Source organism: Providencia sp. wls1922 (assembly GCF_009706505.1).
GTDB classification, from domain to species: Bacteria; Pseudomonadota; Gammaproteobacteria; order Enterobacterales; family Enterobacteriaceae; genus Providencia; species Providencia lanzhouensis.
This window is the reverse complement of the sequence record NZ_WLUG01000064.1, coordinates 23,931-48,164: the sequence shown is the minus strand read 5'-3', so window position 1 is coordinate 48,164 and position 24,234 is coordinate 23,931. Positions and strand designations below refer to the sequence as shown.

Sequence of the window (24,234 nt, the reverse complement as noted above, 5' to 3'; positions counted from 1 at the left end):
TTGTCTCATTATTTTGATTCGTTCTTAAAAGCGAGTCCATTAGATAGGAAGATTAATCCATCATATCGAATGGTTCCCGCTTTTAATTGACAATCTATGTCATTATTAGCCAAGGATTTCAGCCAGAGACATCTCTTCAGAGATTTGTTTAACCCAAGCGTCAACACGCTCTTCAGTCAGTTCTGGTTGACGATCTTCATCGATAGCAAGACCGATAAAGTGGTTATCGTCCGCCATACCTTTAGAAACTTCAAAGTGGTAGCCTTCAGTTGGCCAATGACCGACGATCACTGCACCACGCGGCTCAATGATGTCACGGATAGTTCCCATCGCATCACAGAAATACTCTGCGTAGTCTTCTTGGTCTCCACAACCAAACAGTGCGACAAGCTTACCGTCAAAATCAATTTCTTCTAATGTTGGGAAGAAATCATCCCAATCACACTGAGCTTCACCGTAGTACCACGTAGGGATGCCAAGAAGTAGGATATCAAACGCTTCGATATCTTCTTTGCTGCATTTAGCAATATCGTGAACTTCTGCAACATCTTTGCCTAATCTTTCTTGGATCATTTTGGCAATATTTTCTGTGTTACCTGTGTCACTTCCGAAGAAAATGCCTATAACTGCCATAAAGTGATTAACCTCTTGTTTTTCTAGTAGAGAGTATAAATTACCGATTCTGCTAGAACTAAAAATAGAACGAAAATAGGTAAAATTTTGCGCCTTATTTTGGCGAAAAAAACAGTGTTAGTCTGTCAAATTTGTGTGATTTACCCAGATACGGCTAGCGATCAATTGTCTCACTAACCTGCTCAAGTTGAGCCATCAAAATTTCTTCAATTAGCTCACTTCGGCTTATGTTTTTCTCTTCAGCTAATTGGTTTAAGACCGCGACAGCGTCTTCATTTAATTTCAGCTCAACTCGACGTAGCCCTTTGACTTTGTCTCGTTTTAGCTGATTTCGCTTATTGATTCGTAATTGTTCATCCCGCGACAACGGGCTAGTTTTTGGTCGCCCAGGCCTGCGTTCTTCTGCGAACAAATCCAGTGTGGTGCGGTCAGTTTGTTCTTTTGCCATATCTACTATTGCTAACGGAAGGGGTGTGCCAGTAATTCAGCGGGCAATGATACCCTAGCTGAACCCCTAGTACCATAGGTGCATACCCCGCTAATTCATCTAATAGATTAAAAAATAAGCACTTTTAAGAAAAAAGCATCACCCAAAGAGTAAGTGATGCTTTTTTCTTCAGGTTAACGCGTCTGTTGTTGCCATAAATTGGCATAAAGGCCATTCAGTTTTAGAAGGTTCTGATGAGTTTCTGCTTCGGCGACTTCACCATCTCGTATCACGTAAATTTTATCGGCGTTCATAATAGTATTGAGACGATGCGCAATGCTAATCACAGTTCTGCCTTGCGTGATTAACGGCATATTTTTCATGATGGCAGATTCTGATTCGTAATCCAGCGCAGAGGTGGCTTCATCGAGAATTAAAATATCAGGTTCAGTAATTAAGGCTCGAGCAAGAGCAATACGCTGACGTTGACCGCCAGAGAGATTTAACCCTTTTTCAGATAAATGATAATTAAAGTTTTCAGGCAGAGACATAATAAACTCATAGGCTCCAGCCAATTTTGCAGCATGGACTAATTGCTCTTCGCTCGCTTGTGGGTAACTTAATCGGATATTTTCTGCAATTGTTCCTACAAAAAGGGTGCTTTCTTGAAGGACGACACTCATTCGGCGGCGTAACGCGACAGTATCTGTCACCGCTAAATCCATTCCATCCACAATAACTTGCCCATGTTGAGGAATATATAGCCGCTGTAACAATTTGGTGAGGGTGCTTTTTCCTGAACCAGATGGCCCTGTGATACCAATAAATTCCCCGGCTTTGATGGATAACGTCAGGTTACTTAGCACTTCAGGGGTTTCAGGTTGATAGCGAAAGCGGATATTTTGAAACTCAATTTCCCCTTGAATGGTGCTTGAGCTGGCAATGCCTTGTCGTTCATTTTCAATAGGTTTATCAAGAATATCACCAACGCGACGCAGAGAAATAATGGTATGTTGGAAGTCTTGCCAAATTTGAGCAAAGCGTAGAATAGGCTGAGTAACGTGAGCACTTAACATATTGAAAGCGACAAGTTCTCCTGGCGTGATATTTCCAGCCAAAACCTCATTAACGCCAAGCCAGAGTAGAATAGCGGTAGTCACTTTACTAACTAACGTCATTAACTGTGTTGCCACCACACTACGCATGGAAACTTTGAAACCTTGACTCAATTGCTGACTGAGTAATTTTTGCCAACGTTGGAAAAAGTATTTTTCAGTTGCTGTTGTTTTTACGGTTTCGATACCAGTTATTGATTCAGTTAAAAATGTAAGCCCGTTTTCATCGGCTTGGTAGGATTTTTCCGTCTGCTGACGAATGATTGGACCTAATATCATCCACAAAACAAAAAAGACCCCCATAGAGCCTACTAGTGTCCATGTCATCAGGCTGCTATACGAAAATAAGACAGCGATAAAAAGGATGACAAAGATAAAATCAATAAACAGCATCAGTGTTGAGCCAGTCAAAAATTGGCGTATATGGGCTAATTCACGGACACGTGCAATGATTTTACCTGTGGGTCTTAATTTAAAGTAATTAAGCGGCAGTGCCATTAAATGACGATAAATTTTTCCCGAAAGTTCAGCACTAATTTGTGTACTTGTATGGCTAAAAACTTTATTACGAATAAAGCTGTAAACAGGTTCTGCAATAGCAATGGCTAATATTCCTAAGGCAATAACATGTAAATTAGGCAAGCTGCGCCCGACAAGCACTTTATCGATTAAGTTTTGAAATAGTAGAGGGCTTACCAGCGCAAAAAATTGCACAATTGCGGCAAGAATAAAGACATTTTTGAGTTTAAAACGTTGGCGAATAATAGATGGAATAAACCAACTGATGCCAAACGCTCTTTTTTGTTCTTTCTCCAACTGCTCTTTAATTAAAATGACGGAGTAATTGTATTCGGTGGATTTATCCCATGATTCCTCACCGTCTCCTTTGGGAGAAATCACGGTGAGTGGTGAATTTTGGGTGATAATATGCCAGCGTTGATTAATCAACACCAAAGCAGGTAATGGAATATCCTGCATCTGTTGTCGAGTGAGAGAAATGAGCTCTGTTTCATAACCAATAATCTGTGCACATTGTCTAATTTCAAAATCTGTGGGGGAGTCATTCTGCATACCAATGGCATGCATTAATTGTTCTTGAGTGACATTTTTTTGAAAATGATTAGCAATCCATATTAAGGCTTCCAAGCCATTGTTATTTTGCTGTTCCATCGATTACTTCTCTCTCATGGCTGTGGCGGTATATTCGTTAATTGGGCTTAATAGGTAGTCAATTAATCGTCGTTTATCTGTTTTTATTTCAGCGACAATAGACAAGCCTGGAGTCATTTCAATTTGCTCGCCTTCCACCAATAGCTGTTTGCTGCTTAAACCAATTTGCGCTAAATAGACGAGACCTAGATTGTCATCTTGCGTGCTATCGCGGGAAATGGACAATACCTCGCCTTCGATAGTCCCATAGCGGGTATAAGGGAAGGCGTCAATTTTGACATCCGCTTTTAAACCTTCTTGAATAAAGCCGATATCTTTATTCAGTATTTTGACTTCAGCTAATTGCACATGATTATTGGGCACAATAACCATCAATTGCTGTGCTGGTTGTAATACAGCTCCAAGGGTATAAACCGCAATTTGTTGCACGGTCCCATCTACTGGAGCACGAATAACTTCAAGCTGATTTCTCTCTTGGTTTTTAATCAATTCCTGTTCAAGAGAAACAAATTTGAATTTAGCTTGCTGATATTTCTCATGCCATTCTTGGTGTTTTTGCGCATTAATCCTATCTTGCTTTTCGAGCAAAGCATGATGTTGGCTATTTAATATAGAGAGTTCGGATTGTTTGGTGGTTTTTTCTTTTCTTGCGAGTAGTAATTCACGCTCCTGTTCTAAAAATTCTTTTTGACTGATTAACTGTTTTTGACTCAGGGCGGTATGCGCATCGAGCCGTTTTTTAATATTATTCATTAAGATATTGATGTCTTTTAACTCTCGTTCTCTTGCTTGAAAGTTAACGCGATTAAGCTGAATTTCATTGGTTATTTCGTTGAGTAAGGTTTCATACTCTTTTTTAATGGTTTGATAGCTGAGTTGTGCTTGAGTTTGCTCAGCAGCTGATAACTGGCTGTAATAAGCAGAAATTTCAATGGATTGCTGGTTGAGTAGGGCATGGTGGATCATTTCTTCACTGGCGTGAAAGTTTTTTTGGTAGTGCTGACTAAGGATATCTTGGTCTACGCCTAATACTTTAACGCTGAGCAGTGGATCCCCTTGCTTTACCTGTTGCCCATCTTCAACGTGAATTTGCTGTAAGCGGCTTAATTCAAAAGCTTGAATGGTTTGGGTGCGACCCGAAACGATGAGTTTTCCTTGAGTAGTCGCTTGAACATCTAATTTGCCAAAATAAGACCAAGCAATAGCGATAAAAATACCAACACTAATACTGATGGCTATGGTAAATGCCAAATAAGAAGGCGGTGTTTTTAGAATAGCTAAATGTGCAGGTAGAAAACTGTTATAGCGAGAGAGCGCTGGTTTTTTTTTCATGGTTAACATCCGTGTCATTATTTAAGAGACTGCTGAAGCGTCCATAAATGTGTATAGAATTGATTGTTCTCGATTAATTGTTGATGGCTGCCTTGCTCAACAATTTGCCCTTGCCGCATTACGATAATTCTCTGGTGATTACGGATCGTCGAAAGGCGGTGGGCAATAGTAATTACGGTACGTCCTTTGGCTATTTCTTGCATATTTTCTTGGATGATAGCTTGGGATTCATCATCTAAGGCGCTGGTGGCCTCATCGAAAATAATGATCTTCGGATCCGATAACAGTGTTCTGGCAATGGCGATGCGTTGGCGCTGCCCTCCAGAAAGAGAGGAACCGCCTTCGGCTAAGATTGTGTCATAGCCCATTGGTAGTTTAAGGATGAAATCGTGGGCACCCGCCATTTTTGCGGCATTCACAACCTCATCCATCGAGGCATTAGGGCGAGTTTGAGCAATGTTGTCGAAAACAGACTGATGAAATAGAAAATTCTCTTGCAAAACAATACCAATCTGCTGCCTTAGGGAAGCAAGGCTAAGTGCTGTAATTGGTGTTCCATCAAGATAGATTCCCCCTTTTTCTGGGGTGTATAAACGCAAAATTAGCCGAGCGAGAGTACTTTTCCCTGAGCCTGATGTGCCTACAATACCAATGGTTTCCCCGGCTTTTATTGAAAGGTTAAAGTTATTGAGGATGGTCGGCATATTAGGTTGATAACGGAAGCTAATGTTATGCAATTGAATATTGCCACTGAGTCGAGATTCATTTCCTTTTTTGCTCTGTTCTTGCGGAAGATTGATGATTTGAGACAGCTTTTCGACCGCCACTTTGGTACGAATATAATCTCCCCATAATTTCACTAATTTCACGAGGGGTTGGTTTGCATGGTTGACCATCATATGAAAGGCAATGAATTGCCCAATAGTCAATTGCAGTGCAAGAACTTCAGATGCGCCAACCCATAAAATGATAGCGCTCGTCACCTTTTCAATGACCATGACAATATGTTCAGAGCGTGAACTGATTTGCCCAGACACAAAATTGGTTTGGCTCATATCTGCCGTTTGTTTATCCCAACGACGGGTAAAGCTCGGTTCAATGGATAAGCTCTTGGCGGTTTCAATCCCATTAACGCTTTCTGTCAAGAATGAGGTATTCACTGCAATATTGGCAAACTGTTGTTGCGCTGCGGCTTCAATTTTCGGTGTGAGCCACCAAGCAACCAATAAATAACAGGGAATAGAACAGAGGAAAAGTAAGGTGAGGGTGCTGGAAAGCAAGTTCATTACATAGATGAAAACGAACAAGAACAGAACATCGACACACAGAGTGAAAAAGCTACTGGTTAAGAATTCGCGAATAGTTTCCAATTCTTTAACTCGAGTAACAATGGCACCAATTTGTCGATTTTTAAAAAATGAAATAGGCAGGTGCAATAAGTGATTAACTAACTTTAATCCTAACGTCATATCAATTCGATTGACGGTATGATTATAAATATATTCTCGCAGCCCTTTTAAGATGACTTCAATAATCGCCGCGACGATTAAACCGAAAATTAAAACATCCAAGGTTGATAAACTATTATGAATAAGTACCTTATCCATAATAACCTGCATCACAATGGGGGAGGCTAGCGCTAATATTTGTAAAATAAAAGAGAAAACTAATACCCAAGTGATGATTGTACGGTACTTCATAAATTCCGTTTGGAACCATGAAATATCGAATTTTCCTTGTTTAACTTTGACGTGAAGCCAATTCCCATTCCAATTTTTCTGTAGCTCTTCATGGCTCCATATTTCAGGCGCAGGATGACCAAAACGCTGAATGAGTACTTGTTCTTGATTATGATTAGCTAACAGAAAAGCATGACCATTGTTATCATAAAGAATGGTAGGGGATGGTAGTTTTGTGATACTTTTATCGCGCTGATGCTTGTTCTTGCATTTAATCTGATAATTATCTTTTATTGTTTTAATATAATCTTGAATTTGATTTATATTCTCTGTTTTCTGTTTGAAATCATCATAATCAATTTCGCCAGAAAGTTTTGCAATAACGCTAATAAAATATAATGTTGATTGTGTTTTGACACTTTCCATTGTGTATATTCATCATCCTGTATATTTAATAATGTCTGTGTATATATCGATTTGAAAAATATAATTATTTAGTCAAGGTAGATAATACAGTCATCATAATTACAAGTGTATTGAAGTTCGTCTTATTATTTGAATATGAATATATTTAGTGGATGTCTTTTATCCTGATATTGAAGATTTGAATATTCAATATCAGGATTGTGGGAGTCAAGGCGGATAGATTAGTCGTGAATAGCTAAAAATCGGTGAATCGCTCGTAGTACATGCTCCGGCTTTTCGGCATGAACCCAATGCCCAGCATCAGCAACCACCCAAGCTTTGGCTTGAGGAAACTGAGCTGCAATGCTGTCGCGGTACTCGGCTTGAACATAGGGTGAGTTTCCGCCGGGGATCAGTAACACGGGTTTATCCCATGCAGGCACCGTTTTCCACCCGATGATCTTTTCATAGTTAGCTTTGATTGCCGAAAGGTTGAATTTCCACTCACCTTGTTTAAAGGATTTTAGTAAGAATTGAATGACACCTTCTTCGGGAATGAATTTGCGCATAATGCCGCTAGCCTCTTGACGGGTTTTAGCGTGCGCTTGAGTTGTTGCTTCTAGCGCTGCAATAATTTCGTCATGGCGGCGAACGTTGTAAGCGACAGGTGCGATATCGATGGCCACAATTTTTTCGATGAAATCAGGTGCTATTTCACTGGCAGCCATGGCAATTTTTCCACCCATAGAATGTCCAATAAGAATGGCATTGTCGTAACCAAGGGATTTTACGAGTGAAATCACATCTTCGGCCATTTGTTGGTATTCCATTTCGTCAGAACGAAATGAGTCACCATGATTGCGTACATCGATTTGAATAGTATCGAAATAGTTTTGTAAGTCACGACCTAAAACACCTAAATTATTCAGGTCACCAAAGAGTCCATGGATCAAAACGACGGGGGTGACGGTGATCGGATTTTCAGGTTTATGGATTGTATAATTGAGTAATTCGGTCATATTTGGACTACGATTGATGTTGTTTGTCAGATTGAAGACTTATCATGGCATGGTGATGCCAAAAAACCAAATCTGTATAATCATAACAAGGTAACCTACTGAAATCCCATGAAACTTAACTCGTTGTTTGTTTTAAGTTATTGAAATTTTAATTGTTTTGTTTTTTTTAAATCTGGCTTATAATCTGGCGCGAATTTTAGATTAAGAAAGTACTGGGAAAAAATGAAAACGATAGAAGTTGATGAAGAGCTTTACCGCTATATTGCAAGTCACACACAGCATATCGGTGAAAGTGCATCGGATATTTTACGCCGTATGCTAAATTTCAAATCCGCGCAGCAGCCAGTACCCGCAAAAGAAGTGAGTGTAGCACCGTTAGCGTCACAAGATGTGCCGGTGATGAATACCAAGGTGGTTGCTCAAAACCCTGTGAGAGTGATCAGAGAATTATTATTATCTGATGCTTATGCAGAAAAAAATAAGGCAATTGATCGCTTTATGCTAATTCTTTCAACGCTATATAGCTTAGATGCGAAAAGCTTTGAGAGCGCAACAGAATCCATGCATGGTCGTACCCGTGTTTATTTTGCTGGTGATGAGCAAACACTACTGGCTGCGGGCAAGCAATCAAAACCTCGCCATATACCGGGCACGCCGTATTGGGTTATCACCAATACCAACACTAATCGCAAGCGCAGTATGATTGATGCGATTATGCAAGAGATGAACTTCCCAGCGAATGTCATCGAAAAAGTCGGCAATACGATTTAACTTTGGTAAATACTATCTAATCTTAGTAATGCTATCTAACCTTGATAGTCATCTAAACATTGTGAAGTCACTGGTGTTTCACGCTAAGCATCAGTGCTTTGGGAGATAACAAGTGGCAATTCATGAACGAGCAGGGCAGCTTCCATTTCAAAGTGATTTGATTAACGTTGCTCAGTTAACGGCTCAATATTATACCCAACAGCCAGATCCCGATGTGTCTTCTCAGGCCGTCAAGTTTGGGACTTCTGGGCACCGTGGTAGTTCGCTGCGTAACAACTTTAATGAAAATCACATTCTGGCAATCGCTCAAGCGATAGCGGATCTGCGTAAGCAGCAAGGAGTAACAGGACCTTGTTATGTGGGTAAAGATACCCATGCTTTGTCAGAAGCGGCTTTTATGTCGGTGATTGAAGTATTAGCAGCTAACCAAGTTCATGTTATTGTTCAAGAAGATAACGGTTTTACCCCAACTCCGGCTATCTCCCACGCAATTTTAAGCTATAACAATGCACATCAAGATGTTGCCGATGGCATCGTAATTACACCATCCCATAATCCACCAGAAGATGGCGGAATTAAATACAATCCAGCTAACGGTGGTCCTGCAGATACAGATTTAACATCGGTTATTGAGCAGAATGCTAATCAGTTACTTGCAGCCGATCTTGATGGCGTGAAGTGCTTAGATTTTGCTGATGCAATGGCGAGTGGTTTTGTAACAGAACAAGATCTGGTGATGCCATATGTTCGTGCGCTCGGCGAAGTTGTGGATATGCAAGCTATCCAAAAATCAGGATTAAAAATCGGTGTCGACCCTCTGGGTGGTTCCGGTATTGAATACTGGAAAAAAATTGCAGAGTATTATCAATTAGATATTGAAATTGTTAATGACCAGCTAGACCAAACATTCCGCTTTATGCCATTAGACCACGATGGTGTGATCCGCATGGACTGTTCATCTCGTTGGGCGATGGCAGGCTTGCTGGGCATGAAGGAAAAGTTTGATTTAGCATTTGCGAATGATCCGGATTATGATCGCCACGGTATTGTTACCCCTAGCGGGTTAATGAATCCTAACCACTATCTTGCTGTTGCTATTGATTATCTATTCCAGCACCGCCCTCAATGGGGCAAAGAAGTTGCTGTAGGTAAAACGTTAGTTTCCAGCGCCATGATTGACCGTGTTGTTAATGATATTGGCCGTGAACTCATTGAAGTGCCTGTCGGTTTTAAATGGTTTGTGGATGGTTTATTTAACGGCAGCCTTGGTTTTGGTGGTGAAGAGAGTGCTGGTGCTTCATTTTTAAAATTTGATGGCACGCCATGGTCGACGGATAAAGACGGAATTATTTTATGTCTGCTTGCTGCAGAAATTACAGCAGTAACAGGGGAAAACCCTCAGCAGCGTTATAATAAACTCGCTGAAAAATTTGGGGCACCAATCTACAGTCGTATCCAAGCGAAAGCGACCCACGAGCAGAAAGCTAAGTTAAGCAAATTGTCGCCAGAAATGGTATCAGCAGACACACTTGCGGGTGATAAAATTACTCAGCGTTTAACGGCGGCTCCGGGCAACGGTGCATCAATTGGTGGGTTAAAAATCATGACTGACTATGGTTGGTTTGCCGCTCGCCCATCAGGTACTGAAGAAGCCTACAAAATTTACTGTGAAAGCTTCCGTGGTGAAGAACATCTTCACTTGATTGAGAAAGAAGCGATTGAAATCGTCAGTAAAGTCATTAGCTAATTATTGTCTTTAAAGCGGGTGGTAATCGCCCGCTTTTCATCATTAAATCCCCGACTACAAAATAAATCAGATTCGAGATTTTATCCCCTTTTTAGCACACATTACTTCATAAAATTGCGGTAGCTGATTCTGTGACGCTATTAACAAAATTGTTTTCTTTTTTTACCCTTCAAATTTGACCTTTTGTTTTTGTCATCGATACGTAATAACCGTTGCAGCTAGTGGCACGGAATGATACAACTTTAGGTATCTGAGTGATGTTAACTAACAATATTGAAGGTAGGTAAGGTCAATGAGTCAGGTTTATAATTTTAGCGCAGGGCCGGCAATGTTACCCATTGAAGTCATGCGCCGTGCAGAGCAAGAATTTTGTAACTGGAAAGGTTTAGGGGTTTCTGTGATGGAAGTGAGCCATCGCGGGAAGGATTTTATTGAAGTTGCGAAAGAAGCAGAACAAGATTTACGCGATTTATTAAATATCCCTGATAACTATAAAGTTTTATTCTGTCATGGTGGTGCTCGTGCTCACTTTGCTACACTGCCAATGAACCTGTTAGGCGATAAAACGACAGCTGACTACATTGTCAGTGGCTATTGGTCTGAATCGGCAGCCAAAGAAGCTCAAAAATATTGCACACCGAATGTTATTGATGTCGTTCAAGAAAATAACGGTGTTGTCAGCATCAAACCAATGAGCGAATGGCCATTAAGCAAAGATGCAGCCTATGTTCATTATTGCCCGAATGAAACCATTGGTGGCTTAGCTATCCATGAAGAGCCTGATTTCCCTGCGGACAAAATTATTGTTGCTGACTATTCATCTGCGATTTTATCTAAACCTATCGATGTAAGTCGCTATGGTGTGATTTATGCCGGTGCACAGAAAAATATTGGTCCAGCAGGTTTAACGCTGGTTATCATTCGTGAAGACCTACTAGGCAAAGCTTCACCTCAAACGCCATCTGTTTTCGATTACACGATACTTGCGCAATATGAATCCATGTTCAATACTCCGCCAACTTTTGCTTGGTATTTAGCGGGTATGGTTTTCAAATGGTTAAAAGAGCAAGGCGGATTGCAGGAAATTGCAAAGCGTAACTATGAAAAATCACAGTTACTGTATAGCGCAATTGATGACAGTGAATTCTATATTAACCGCGTCGCGGTAGAAAACCGCTCTTGGATGAACGTACCATTCCAAATGCAAAATCCTGCATTGGATGCAACATTTATCGAAGATGCTAAAAACCAAGGGTTATTATCACTAAAAGGCCACAAGGTTTCAGGCGGAATGCGCGCATCTATTTATAATGCAATGCCGCTGGCGGGTGTTCAGGCGTTAGTCGACTTTATGGCTGATTTTGAACGCCATCATGCCTAATTTATGATGTACTAGTAGTCAAGCCGATTTGCTCAGTGAAGAACGAGTCGGCTTATTAATTTAAATAACGATAAAAAAGTAGCAAATCACATCGGAGAAATCACTTTTCATGCAATCCCTGACATTACAACCAATTTCTTCAATTAATGGCACCATTAATCTGCCGGGGTCAAAAAGTGTCTCCAACCGCGCACTTCTATTAGCCGCCATGGCAAAAGGCACCACGGTACTGACTAACTTATTAGACAGTGATGATATTCGCCATATGCTGAATGCATTAAGCCTACTAGGTGTTAAATATCAATTATCTGAAGATAAAACTCGTTGCCAAGTTGAAGGGATAAATGGCTGTTTATCTCATCAAGGTGAGCTTGAGATCTTTTTAGGTAATGCGGGCACCGCGATGCGTCCATTAACAGCAGCACTGTCATTATGCGCAAATAATATTGTGCTGACAGGCGAGCCTAGAATGAAAGAGCGCCCAATCGGTCACTTAGTTGATGCCTTAAGAGAAGGCGGTGCTGATATTGATTATCTTGAACAAGAAAATTACCCTCCGATGCGCTTAAACGGCGGCTTTATCGGTGGGAATATTTCCGTAGATGGCTCAGTTTCTAGCCAATTTTTAACCGCATTACTAATGGCAGCGCCTTTAGCTTCTCAGGACACGGTAATTACTATTGCGGGTGATTTAGTTTCCAAGCCGTATATCGACATTACGCTGGCATTAATGAAAACCTTTGGTGTGGATGTTGAAAATCATCAATACCAAAAATTTGTGATTAAAGGTCAGCAGCAGTATGTATCCCCGGGTGAGTACCTTGTCGAGGGGGATGCGTCTTCCGCTTCCTATTTCCTAGCCGCAGCAGCGATTAAAGGCGGCGTAGTCCGAGTCACTGGGATCGGCCGTAATAGCTTACAGGGTGATACTAAGTTCGCTAACGTTTTGGAAAAAATGGGCGCAATTATCCGCTGGGGGGATGATTACGTTGAATGTGAGCGTGGCACTCTGAACGGCATTGATATGGATATGAACGCTATTCCAGATGCAGCGATGACTATCGGAACGGTCGCTCTATTTGCAAAGGGCGAGACAGTTATTCGTAATATTTATAACTGGCGAGTAAAAGAAACAGATCGCTTATATGCAATGGCGACCGAACTGCGTAAAGTGGGCGCGGAAGTAGAAGAAGGGCATGATTTTATCCGTGTCGTACCACCAGCCCAGATAAAACACGCTGAAATCGAAACCTATAATGACCATCGTATTGCAATGTGCTTTTCATTGGTAGCGCTTTCCGATACCCCTGTGACGATTCTAGATCCGGGTTGTACAGCAAAAACTTTCCCTGATTATTTCCAGCAACTCGCACGATTAAGTCACTAACTGAATTGGATTGGTTGATTAACATCAATGTGTTATCAACCAATTTTTTCCTTTCATTTTCCTTACCTTCATCTATTTTTATTTGTAACAAACTCACCTGCGTATTTCACAATATCGATGAGTAGGTATAATACTCCCACAGATTTTAATTGCGGGTAGCTGAAGCTATTTGCAGGAAAGGAGATTTTTTATGGTGGCTATCGCCCCTGTAATCACCGTTGATGGACCAAGCGGAGCGGGTAAAGGTACTCTTTGCCAAGCATTAGCAAATGAATTTGGATGGCAATTATTAGACTCTGGTGCGATTTACCGCGTATTAGCGTTAGCGGCTCTGCATCACCACGTCGATATTCAATCTGAAGATGCTTTAGTGCCTTTAGCTGCAAATTTAGATGTGCGTTTTGTACCTGAAGAAAATCGTTTAAAAGTTATTCTCGAAGGTGAAGATGTGTCTAATGAAATTAGGCAAGAAACCGTCGGGAACACCGCATCTCAAACAGCCACGTTCCCACGTGTGCGAGAAGCACTGTTAAGACGCCAACGAGCATTTAGAATGATGCCCGGTTTAATCGCTGATGGTCGTGATATGGGTACGGTGGTTTTTCCTGATGCGCCAGTGAAAATTTTTCTGGATGCCTCCGCCGAGGAGCGAGCTCATCGCCGGATGAAGCAGTTGCAGGAGAAAGGGTTTGATGTTAACTTTGAGCGACTTTTGACCGAAATTCAAGAGCGCGATTATCGGGATCGTAACCGTCCGGTTGCTCCTCTTATTGCCGCTAAAGATGCGTTAGTGCTGGATTCCACAAGTATGTCTATTGAGGAAGTTATTGAAAAAGCACGCACCTACGCGAAAAAAATTCTACAATTATCGTGATAATAGGCTTTATTTTAGCTTATAATTAGATAATATACGCAATTACCTCCATGCTGGTTATTTTCTAGCATGGTTAAAACCTTGCGACAAGGAATGTTGTGGGGTATGTGAAACAACCCCATTTGGCGGGATGCTAGATGGACGTTAATATAAGACACTTGAAGATCATTAATATGACTGAATCTTTTGCTCAACTCTTTGAAGAATCCCTGCAGAATATTGAAACTCGTCCTGGTTCTATTGTACGCGGTACAGTAGTTGCTATCGATAAAGACGTAGTCCTGGTAGACGCAGGTCTTAAATCAGAATCTGCTATCCCAGTAGAACAGTTCAAAAATGCTCAGGGTGAGCTGGAAATCCAAGTTGGCGACGAAATCGATGTAGCTCTGGATGCAGTAGAAGATGGTTTCGGTGAAACTATTCTGTCTCGTGAGAAAGCTAAACGCCATGAAGCATGGCTGATGCTGGAAAAAGCTTACGAAGAAGCTGAAACTGTAACTGGTGTTATCAACGGTAAAGTTAAAGGTGGTTTCACTGTAGAACTGAACGGCATTCGTGCTTTCTTACCAGGTTCACTGGTAGATGTACGCCCAGTTCGTGATACTACGCACTTGGAAGGCAAAGAGCTTGAGTTCAAAGTAATCAAGCTGGATCAGAAACGCAACAACGTTGTTGTTTCTCGTCGTGCTGTAATTGAATCTGAAAGCAGCGCTGAGCGCGATCAACTGCTGGAAAACCTGCAAGAAGGCATGGAAGTTAAAGGTATCGTTAAGAACCTTACTGACTACGGTGCATTCGTTGATCTGGGCGGTGTTGACGGCCTGCTGCACATCACTGACATGGCTTGGAAACGTGTTAAACACCCAAGCGAAATCGTCAACGTTGGTGATGAAATCAATGTTAAAGTTCTGAAATTCGACCGTGAGCGCACTCGTGTTTCTCTGGGTCTGAAACAACTGGGCGAAGATCCTTGGGTCGCAATCGCTAAACGTTACCCAGAAGGTACTAAACTGACTGGTCGCGTTACTAACTTGACTGACTACGGTTGCTTCGTAGAAATCGAAGAAGGCGTTGAAGGTCTGGTTCACGTTTCAGAAATGGATTGGACTAACAAAAACATCCACCCATCTAAAGTTGTTAACGTTGGTGATGTTGTTGAAGTTATGGTTCTGGATATCGATGAAGAACGTCGTCGTATCTCCTTAGGCCTGAAACAATGCAAATCTAACCCATGGCAGCAATTCGCTGAGACTCACAACAAAGGCGACCGTGTTGAAGGTAAGATCAAGTCAATCACTGACTTTGGTATCTTCATTGGTCTGGACGGCGGCATCGATGGCCTGGTTCACCTGTCTGACATCTCCTGGAACGTTGCAGGCGAAGAAGCAGTTCGTGACTACAAAAAAGGCGACGAAATCGCAGCTGTTGTTCTGCAAGTCGACGCAGAGCGTGAGCGTATCTCTCTGGGCGTTAAACAGTTAGCTGAAGATCCATTCAACAACTACCTGGCAGCAACCAAGAAAGGCGCAATCGTTACTGGTAAAGTAATCGCAGTTGATGCTAAAGGTGCAACTGTAGAGCTGACTCTGGGCGTTGAAGGTTACCTGCGTGCATCAGAAGCTTCACGTGACCGTGTTGAAGATGCAACTCTGGTTCTGAACGTTGGTGGTGATGTTGAAGCTAAATACACTGGTGTTGACCGTAAAAACCGTGTAATCAACCTGTCTGTTCGCGCTAAAGACGAAGCTGATGAGAAAGACGCTGTCGCAGCTGTGAACAAGCAAGAAGATACTGCATTTGGCAACAATGCAATGGCTGAAGCTTTCAAAGCAGCTAAAGGCGAATAATTAAGTGGGGGTAACTTCGGTTACCCCTTTGTATCGGTAGTTTAGGGAGGTACTATGACCAAGTCTGAATTAATTGAAAGACTGGCTAGCCAGCAGTCTCATCTTTCAGCGAAAACCGTTGAGGAAGCTGTAAAGGAAATACTTGAGCATATGGCTGATACGTTAGCTGAAGGCGAGCGTATTGAAGTCCGTGGATTCGGCAGTTTTTCTCTTCACTACCGTGCTCCACGTGTTGGCCGTAACCCAAAAACAGGTGATAAAGTGGAACTGGAAGGTAAATATGTTCCCCACTTTAAACCAGGTAAAGAGTTACGCGACCGTGTAAATATTTACGGCCAATAATCGACTGTAAATCTTAATTATTACTATAAAACAGCGCCTATATTGATATAGCGCTGTTTTTTTTTATTTCTACAATCTACCCTTTCAATTTTCCCTATATTTTTCTCGAATACCTTAATTAATCCATCATTTGTGGCTATTTTTGCGAAGCGCTTCGCAGCTCAATTTTTTAATTCTTTTGCATTACACATCATTTTGGAATCACGCTTTAAATTTTTACTTACAGGGTTATTGAATCCCTGAGGATGCCTTTAACTTATCTGCACAGGAATAATCGTAGGTAGGTTTAAGGTCAATGGGAAACTATAGCCAGTATTACCAAAATACGCTCTCTTATACAGAAGCCTCTATTGCACTGATTATCGGTACGTTACCGCTACTTTTCTTGCAAAATATTCCTAGTTCTAGTCACTATTTAGTGGTCGGCATTATTCTGCTAGTCACTTTGGTTATTATTTGGCGCAATAAGCGCATTCGATTTTTGGCATTAATGGGCGCGGGGTTCCTTTGGGCTTGCTGGCATGGTGTTGAAGTGCGAAAGAAAATCGACTTTCTAAGTAGTGCTCATCGGCAATGGGATATTACGATTGTTAGCATTCCACTCAATCAGGATGATGCTAAAAAGAGAGCGAGAATAGACAGAGTCGATGGAATACAAATTTTTCCTCCGCTCTATGCTTCATGGAATTTAAAACAAAATAATCATGAAAAAGTATGTGCAGGGCAGCAATGGCGGGTTGTTGGCAAGCTAAATCCAGTTCATGCTTCTCTGAATGAGGGCGGATTTGATCTGCAAAGGCATTTCATTGCTCAACGAGTCATCGGTACACTAAAAGTCAAACAAGCTGTACAAGTTGGTCAGCAATGTTCTCTACGGCAAAAAATTATTGACCAGTTCCGCGAAATACTTTCGACACGACAAAATCATGGAATTATTTATGCGTTAATGTTTGGGGAAAGAGGACGGCTTTCTGTCGAACATATACAATTATTGCAATCAACAGGATTGACACACTTGATCGCAATCTCTGGATTACATATTGGAATCGCCTATTTAATTGGTTACTTATGCGCTCGCTTATTGCAATTTTTCCTACCCGTTAAATGGATAGGTGAGAATTTACCATTATTTTCAGGCGTTATATTTGCCTTACTCTATGCTTGGTTGTCGAATTTTGCGATTCCAGCAACTCGCGCTGTATTTGCATTGCTACTTTGGATTTATGTTCGTAAGCAGCCATTTTTCTGTTTTCCGTGGCAATGGGCGTTATGGAGTATTGCTGGGATTTTATTGTTTGATCCGCTTGCCATCCTTTCCGATAGCTTTTGGTTATCAAGCTTTGCTGTATTAGCTATTCTGTATTGGTTTCGTGTTTTTCCCATTTCGTCTACGTTGAGTTGTCATCCAATCATGGGAAAAATAGTGCCACTAATTCATCTGCAAATTGGTTTATTGATTTTACTAATACCTATTCAAGTATTGCTGTTTAACGGCATTAATGTCATGAGCTTATTTGCAAACTTATGGTTTGTTCCTCTTATTACTTGGGGAGTAGTACCCGTTATTTTTAGCACGCTATTGTTGCCTCTTAGCGCTTGGCATAATGTTGCTTTCGGATTAATAGATAATATCCTTGAGTTTGGGCTAAGGCCGCTGACATATTTAAGCGGGTTTTGGATTGAAATTAACACAATGTCTATTTACACCGTGTTTTTTTGTTGGGTATTTGCTTTTATTATATTATTTGGTTGGTATAAAAATTACCTTGGTTTATTAAGTTGCATTGGTTTTTTATTATTTTTCACTAAGAGCCAAAGCCAGCACGAAGAGCATGACTGGTGCTTAACCATGTTGGATATTGGGCATGGGCTTGCTGTGGTTATGGTGCAAAATCAACAAGGGGTTTTATATGATACGGGAAACCGCTGGCGTGATGGAAGCAACGCTAAACGGCAAATTATCCCTTTCTTAAAGCATCATCAAATCACGCCTATTAACGTAATCTTAAGTCATAATCACCTTGATCATACTGGTGGTATCTCCGATTTAATTGAAGCATATCCATGGTTAAATCTACGTAGCAGTTTTGGTCAGCTCAATCATCTTCCTTGTTATCAAGGACAACGTTGGCAATGGGGAATGTTAAGGTTCGAAGTATTGTGGCCCGAGAAATTAGCTGAGATATCGCACAATAATGACTCTTGTGTCATTCAGGTTAGTGATGGGCATCGGCGACTATTGCTTACGGGTGATTTGGAAAAACAAGGTGAAAAAAAGTTAGCATTACAAAATGATGGGCAGCTCAAAGCGGATATTTTATTTGTTCCTCATCATGGGAGTAATACATCTTCTACACCGTTATTTATACGAAAAGTACAGCCAACGTTGGCATTAGTTTCCTCTGCGAGATATAGCCCATGGAAAATTCCATCAGATAAAGTCTATTTGCGCTATGCTAAAAAGAATATTCAGTGGCTAAATACGGCGGAGGAGGGGCAGGTAACAATATGTTTTAAAAAAGAAAAAATGGAAATTTTGCGTTACAGAAAAGAAATTAATCCACGTTGGTATCATCTGTGGTTTGGTGATCGCCAATTTCCCTTGTAGAATAGTGCGCTTACATTAAGTCTGGTAATAAAAGCATGAATGATCAAGACCTATCGACAAAGCAAACATTTAAGCGCCTATGGCCAACCATTGCTCCTTTTAAAATTGGATTAGTTGTTGCAGCAATTGCTCTTATCATCAACGCCGCAGGTGATGCGTTTATGATTTCTTTATTGAAACCATTATTAGATGACGGTTTTGGTAAAGCGGATAACAACACATTGAAGTGGTTACCGTTGGCAATTTTGGGCTTGATGATCGTGCGTGGATCTTCAAGTTTCGTCTCTACATACTGCGTTTCTTGGGTGTCAGGAAAAGTAGTGATGAGTATGCGCCGCAAATTATTTGGTCATATGATGGGAATGCCGGTGAGCTATTTTGACCAGCAATCCACAGGGACTTTATTATCGCGTATTACCTATGATTCAGAGCAGGTTGCATCTTCGGCTTCCGGTGCCCTCATTACCATTATTCGCGAAGGAACTTATATCATCGCGTTATTTGGTATTATGTTTTATAACAGCTGGCAATTGTCGTTGATTTTGATTGCTATTGCCCCTGTCGTCTCTATCACCATCCGAGTAGTTTCTAAGCGTTTTCGTAAAATTAGCAAAAACATGCAAACGGGTATGGGACATGTGACGACTAGCGCTGAGCAGATGCTTAAAGGGCATAAAGAAGTCCTCATTTTTGGTGGGCAGAAAGTCGAAACTGAACGTTTTGATAAAGTCAGCAATAATATGCGCCGTCAAAATATGAAGATGGTTAGCGCCTCAGCTATTTCTGACCCTATTGTTCAGATGATTGCCTCTTTTGCATTAGCGTTTGTTTTGTACGCAGCAAGCTTCCCTGAAATTAAAGAGCAATTATCACCAGGTACGATAGGTGTTGTTTTCTCGTCCATGTTTGCGTTAATGCGCCCACTTAAGTCTCTAACTAACGTTAATGCGCAATTCCAGCGTGGAATGGCAGCTTGCCAAACGTTATTTGCGATTTTAGATACTGAAAAAGAAAAAGATGAAGGAACGAAAGTTCTGACTCAAGTGAAAGGTGATATTGAGTTCGACTCAGTCACGTTTACTTATCAAACCAAAGAGCACCCTGCACTAGAGGATGTTTCTTTTACGCTACCTGCAGGCAAATCCGTTGCTTTAGTGGGACGCTCGGGTTCAGGTAAATCGACCATCGCTAACTTAATTACCCGCTTCTATGATATCGATAAGGGGAGTATCCGTATTGATGGGCATGATATTCGTGATTACACCTTAGAGTCATTGCGTAGCCAAGTGGCTCTGGTTTCCCAGCATGTATATTTATTCAACGATACTGTTGCGAATAATATTGCCTATGCGACAGATGGGCGATATAGCCGAGCAGAAATTGAAAAAGCCGCTGAAATGGCTTATGCCATGGACTTTATCCAAAAGCTGGATAATGGCTTAGATACGATGATTGGTGAAAATGGTGTGATGCTTTCCGGTGGTCAACGCCAACGTATTGCAATTGCTCGTGCATTATTACGTGATGCACCAATTTTGATTCTAGATGAAGCAACATCCGCTCTGGATACTGAATCAGAGCGTGCAATTCAAGCTGCATTAGATGAATTACAGAAGAATAGAACTTCATTAGTCATTGCTCACCGTTTATCCACTATTGAAAATGCGGATCAAATCTTGGTTGTACAAGATGGTCATATCATTGAACGTGGTGACCACTCAACGCTATTAGCGAAAAATGGGGCATACGCGCAATTACATAGGATCCAATTTAAGAATGATTGAGCGAATTTGGTCCGGTAAATCATGGCTTTATATTTTGTTGCTTCCATTATCATTTCTGTATGGAGTGATAACGTTAGTACGTCATATTGGCTATAAAACCGGATTATTTCGCTCATGGAAAGCCCCTGTACCTGTTGTGGTCGTGGGAAATTTAACGGCAGGGGGAAATGGAAAAACCCCTGTGGTTATTTGGCTAGTTGAATCGCTCATGAAACAAGATGTTCGTGTTGGGGTTGTTTCTCGTGGATATGGAGGTCAATCTGACCATTATCCACTAGTGTTAGACCAAACGACAACGACGGCAGCCGCAGGTGATGAGCCAGTTTTGATTTATCATCGTACTCATGCGCCTGTTGCGGTGGCTCCAAAACGTAGTGATGCCATTAAAGCATTACTCGATAATTTTCAATTAGATATTATTGTTACAGACGACGGTTTACAGCATTATGCATTGCAACGTGACTATGAAATCGTTGTCATTGATGGGCAGCGTCGTTTTGGTAATGGCTGGTGGTTACCCGCGGGACCAATGCGTGAACGTGCAGGGCGATTAAAGACAGTGAACGCCATGATTGTAAATGGTGGTGTTCCTAACTCGAATGAAACACTGATGTCCCTAGAAGGGGATATGGCAGTGAACCTCGTTACAGGCGAAAAAATCTCGATCACTGAGCTTAACAATGTGGTTGCGATGGCTGGAATAGGTCATCCACCTCGTTTTTTCTCTTCTTTAGAAAGCAAGGGATTAACACTCATTAATACTCATGCGTTTTCTGATCATCAAGCTTATAGCCAGCAGCAACTTGCTCCTTTAGCTGAAACAAATCAAAATTTACTGATGACTGAAAAGGATGCTGTTAAATGCCATTCCTTCGCACAGACCAATTGGTGGTATCTTCCTGTGAAAGCGCATTTTGATGAAATAGGCGAAAAACGAATCTTAAGTGAAATAAAATCACTTATCTGAAATAAAACAGCTTGCTTTTAGGATTAATTTCAGATAATAATACCTGCAATGTGATGCAGATCTACTTATTATGTACCAAGTTGCAATACATTAATAAGTGGATTATTTGCTAGCTTTAATTTTACGACCCGTTCTTGAGTTAGTCACTTATCCTCGCAAGACACTACTTACTCTACTATTTCGTGTTGTCATCATAATGTCAAAATAGACTGTTAAGTTCACGGTAAATGTGTGGTGCCTGAAACCTACACTTGGGTCGTTATAAGATATGCATAAACATTTGATGCATAAATTGGTTAAGTTAATTACTCTTAATTATTGTTAATAGATTGAATTGAATAGATAGGTCAGAATGAACTGATCGAAATAAATAGTTCAGCAAAATAAATGGAATAACGTGTAGAGAGTAATGATACAAATATAAAAATTGTTCTCGGAACAAGAAGGAGTTTTAATATGAATTTTCAATTACATATGGGCCAAGTTAAATGGTTTGACGCAAAAGAAGGTTACGGCTTTATTTCACCTCGTAATGGTGGCGATGATATTTTCGTAACAACCAAGTCAATTGCGAATAAAAAAATAAAATCTTTATCTGAAGGTCAAAACGTCGAGTTCTCTGTTACTCGTAATTCAGATGGCATAACGGCAAGAGACGTTATCGCTTACTAATTGAATTCTTAACAGAAATATTTCTCCTGCACTATCCTCTCACTCTTCGCAGGAGATCTTAATAAGCAAGAATAGAGTTAACGGTGATACCTGCATGTGATATCCTGACGCCAAGTGAGTTTAAATCCATTTGGGAGAAAACATGGATCACCGTTTACTTGAAATTGTTGCTTGCCCATCCTGTCACGGCAAACTAAGTTACAACAAAGAAAACCTCGAATTAATCTGCAAATTTGATCATCTCGCTTTTCCTGTTCGTGATGGTATCCCCGTTTTACTTGAGAACGAAGCGCGTAAAGTTGCTTTAGACGAAGGACTGTAATCCTATGTTTACCGTCATTATTCCTGCGCGTTACGCTTCAACACGATTACCGGGTAAGCCTTTAGCAGATATTCACGGTAAACCGATGGTTGTTCGTGTCATGGAGCAAGCGATTAAATCAGGCGCCAGTCGAGTCATTATTGCAACTGACCACCCCGATGTCGCTGCAGCGGTCATCGCAGCTGGTGGAGAAGCTTGTATGACCAATCCCGATCATCAATCTGGCACGGAACGTTTGGCTGAAGTGATTGACACTTACGGCTTTTCCGATGACGAAATTATTGTCAATGTGCAGGGTGATGAACCGCTGATCCCACCAGAAATTATTCGCCAAGTCGCTCATAATTTGCAAGGTAGTCAGGCAAATATGGGAACACTCGCTGTCCCTATTCATTGTGCGCAAGAAGCCTTTAATCCGAATGCGGTGAAGGTTGTGATGGATAAAGACGGTTACGCGCTTTATTTTTCTCGAGCGACAATTCCGTGGGATAGAGACCAATTTGCAAAGAGTAAAGAGACCATCGGTGATACTTTCTTGCGCCACATTGGTATCTACGCTTATCGCGCTGGCTTTATTCGTCGTTATATCGCGTGGGATGCTAGCCCATTAGAGAAAATCGAGATGCTAGAGCAGCTTCGCGTGCTTTGGTATGGTGAGAAAATTCATGTGGCGGTTGCTGAAAAGGCACCGGGCGCAGGGGTGGATACACCAGAAGATCTCGAATTGGTAAGACAAGAATTTCAGCCATAATTTCTAGTGTGAATAATGGTCTGATAAAACAAGGGGAAACTGAATAAGTTTCCCCTTTGTATTTACTCCGCCTGATTATCTTCGAGTGGCTGGGTATTATCGGGTTTTAAGTGCCACCAAATTGAACCAATGAGCTCATACCATGCTCGTTCACTGTGGCTAAAATAAAATGCGGAAGGAATGTAGCGCTCCCAAGGATTTAAATCGCTGGTGATCACCAATTGATTGGCTGGGGCTGGATAAGGCTGCATTCCACGACTCGTAAACATCTTCAACGCACGGGGTAAATGGTTCGCTGAAGTCACTAACAAGAACGGCTGCTTACCAATAATTTTTTCCACTTCATAGGCTTCTTCTTGCGTATCTTTCGGTTCGGTTAGCGGGATTGTATCTGTCGCTGGAACTCCTAAAGATTGAGCAACCATGGATGCGACTTCGGCGCTACTGATTGGGCTACTGGCTTTACCGCCAGTAAAAATCAATTTGCTGCCGGGATGCTGCAGATAAAGACGTACCCCTTCAGTGACTCGAGGCAAGCTGTTACTGAGCAAATTCGAGCTAGGACTCCAGTCTGGGTTATAGGTAAACCCGCCGCCCAAAACCACAATATATTTTATCTCTTTAGGTGGATTCGTGGTGATAAGCTCATAACGTTTATCATAAGGGCCTTCAACGGGCGCCAGTAGCCGATCAGAAATGGGTTGTAGCCCTAATAGCGCGATGATAACAAGGCTTAATGTCACCAAGGATTTTCCACTTTTTTGCCAGCGGGTAAACCATAATAAAATCAGTCCAATTCCCCCAATAATCAATAATAATGGGAGAGGCATTAACAGTGAGCCAAGGTATTTTTTTAGCAGAAATAACATAGAAAGCCTGTTATGAAGATAATGTAAGCCAATAGGGTCAAATGTAGCTGCATCAGCAATAAAATGCCATGTAAAATAAATCGGATACAAAATAAAGTACTATGCAAAAACAGCTAGATTATCTGTTATAAT

20 protein-coding genes are annotated in these 24,234 nt (G+C 41.2%); 13 read left to right on the top strand and 7 right to left on the bottom strand.

Annotated features, from left to right (window positions below; all coding sequences use genetic code 11):
• Positions 1–105 precede the first annotated feature (105 nt).
• From fldA to ybfF, 6 genes are all read right to left on the bottom strand, one after another.
• A complete protein-coding gene (gene fldA / locus GKR71_RS06155; RefSeq protein WP_036951795.1) occupies positions 106–633 on the bottom strand; it encodes a flavodoxin FldA in 528 nt (175 codons plus the stop codon).
• A gap of 154 nt (positions 634–787) precedes the next feature.
• Positions 788–1,081 (bottom strand): LexA regulated protein, encoded by a 294-nt coding sequence (gene ybfE, locus GKR71_RS06150; protein ID WP_036951793.1) that lies wholly within the window; start codon positions 1,079–1,081, stop codon positions 788–790.
• Between the two features lie 173 nt (positions 1,082–1,254).
• Entirely contained in the window at positions 1,255–3,345 is a 2,091-nt protein-coding gene (locus GKR71_RS06145) for a type I secretion system permease/ATPase (protein ID WP_108478914.1), read from the bottom strand.
• A 3-nt stretch (positions 3,346–3,348) separates the two neighbouring features.
• Complete coding sequence (locus GKR71_RS06140) at positions 3,349–4,677, bottom strand: HlyD family type I secretion periplasmic adaptor subunit (RefSeq protein WP_230083340.1); 1,329 nt, start codon at positions 4,675–4,677, stop codon at positions 3,349–3,351.
• Between the two features lie 17 nt (positions 4,678–4,694).
• Positions 4,695–6,782, bottom strand: a complete 2,088-nt coding sequence (locus tag GKR71_RS06135) for a peptidase domain-containing ABC transporter (protein WP_154634057.1) — start codon at positions 6,780–6,782, stop codon at positions 4,695–4,697.
• Between the two features lie 221 nt (positions 6,783–7,003).
• Positions 7,004–7,780, bottom strand: coding sequence for an esterase (gene ybfF, locus GKR71_RS06130; protein WP_036951782.1), 777 nt, complete (start codon positions 7,778–7,780; stop codon positions 7,004–7,006).
• 222 nt (positions 7,781–8,002) lie between these two features.
• Between ybfF and seqA the strand changes: the two genes are divergently transcribed.
• The 13 genes from seqA (at position 8,003) to kdsB (ending at position 23,233) form a co-directional block, all read left to right on the top strand.
• Positions 8,003–8,551 (top strand): replication initiation negative regulator SeqA, encoded by a 549-nt coding sequence (gene seqA / locus GKR71_RS06125; protein ID WP_036951779.1) that lies wholly within the window; start codon positions 8,003–8,005, stop codon positions 8,549–8,551.
• Positions 8,552–8,663: 112 nt separating this feature from the next.
• Positions 8,664–10,298, top strand: a complete 1,635-nt coding sequence (pgm, locus tag GKR71_RS06120) for a phosphoglucomutase (alpha-D-glucose-1,6-bisphosphate-dependent) (RefSeq protein WP_108478911.1) — start codon at positions 8,664–8,666, stop codon at positions 10,296–10,298.
• A gap of 292 nt (positions 10,299–10,590) precedes the next feature.
• Positions 10,591–11,679, top strand: coding sequence for a 3-phosphoserine/phosphohydroxythreonine transaminase (serC, locus tag GKR71_RS06115; RefSeq protein WP_036951774.1), 1,089 nt, complete (start codon positions 10,591–10,593; stop codon positions 11,677–11,679).
• A 109-nt stretch (positions 11,680–11,788) separates the two neighbouring features.
• On the top strand, positions 11,789–13,066 hold the full coding sequence (aroA, locus tag GKR71_RS06110) for a 3-phosphoshikimate 1-carboxyvinyltransferase (RefSeq protein ID WP_108478909.1): 1,278 nt from the start codon (positions 11,789–11,791) through the stop codon (positions 13,064–13,066).
• A 190-nt stretch (positions 13,067–13,256) separates the two neighbouring features.
• Positions 13,257–13,940, top strand: a complete 684-nt coding sequence (gene cmk, locus GKR71_RS06105) for a (d)CMP kinase (RefSeq protein WP_036951769.1) — start codon at positions 13,257–13,259, stop codon at positions 13,938–13,940.
• 173 nt (positions 13,941–14,113) lie between these two features.
• Positions 14,114–15,787: a 30S ribosomal protein S1 gene (gene rpsA / locus GKR71_RS06100; RefSeq protein WP_154634056.1), complete on the top strand. Its 1,674-nt coding sequence runs from the start codon at positions 14,114–14,116 to the stop codon at positions 15,785–15,787.
• A 54-nt stretch (positions 15,788–15,841) separates the two neighbouring features.
• Positions 15,842–16,129, top strand: coding sequence for an integration host factor subunit beta (ihfB, locus tag GKR71_RS06095; RefSeq protein ID WP_006657810.1), 288 nt, complete (start codon positions 15,842–15,844; stop codon positions 16,127–16,129).
• Positions 16,130–16,514: 385 nt separating this feature from the next.
• Positions 16,515–18,737: a DNA internalization-related competence protein ComEC/Rec2 gene (locus tag GKR71_RS06090; protein ID WP_230085032.1), complete on the top strand. Its 2,223-nt coding sequence runs from the start codon at positions 16,515–16,517 to the stop codon at positions 18,735–18,737.
• A 35-nt stretch (positions 18,738–18,772) separates the two neighbouring features.
• On the top strand, positions 18,773–20,521 hold the full coding sequence (gene msbA, locus GKR71_RS06085) for a lipid A ABC transporter ATP-binding protein/permease MsbA (RefSeq protein ID WP_036951762.1): 1,749 nt from the start codon (positions 18,773–18,775) through the stop codon (positions 20,519–20,521).
• Positions 20,514–21,488 (top strand): tetraacyldisaccharide 4'-kinase, encoded by a 975-nt coding sequence (gene lpxK, locus GKR71_RS06080; protein WP_154600326.1) that lies wholly within the window; start codon positions 20,514–20,516, stop codon positions 21,486–21,488. The genes msbA and lpxK overlap by 8 nt, the downstream gene beginning before the upstream one ends.
• Positions 21,489–21,944: 456 nt before the next feature.
• A complete protein-coding gene (locus GKR71_RS06075; protein WP_036951758.1) occupies positions 21,945–22,160 on the top strand; it encodes a cold-shock protein in 216 nt (71 codons plus the stop codon).
• 142 nt (positions 22,161–22,302) lie between these two features.
• A complete protein-coding gene (locus tag GKR71_RS06070; protein WP_036951756.1) occupies positions 22,303–22,482 on the top strand; it encodes a Trm112 family protein in 180 nt (59 codons plus the stop codon).
• Positions 22,483–22,486: 4 nt separating this feature from the next.
• Positions 22,487–23,233 carry a 3-deoxy-manno-octulosonate cytidylyltransferase gene (kdsB, locus tag GKR71_RS06065; protein ID WP_036951753.1) on the top strand — a complete coding sequence of 249 codons (747 nt, stop codon included), beginning with the start codon at positions 22,487–22,489 and terminating at the stop codon, positions 23,231–23,233.
• Positions 23,234–23,295: 62 nt separating this feature from the next.
• Here kdsB and elyC read toward each other — a convergent pair whose 3' ends face one another.
• Entirely contained in the window at positions 23,296–24,102 is an 807-nt protein-coding gene (gene elyC / locus GKR71_RS06060) for an envelope biogenesis factor ElyC (protein ID WP_154609468.1), read from the bottom strand.
• Between the last annotated feature and the right edge of the window lie 132 nt (positions 24,103–24,234).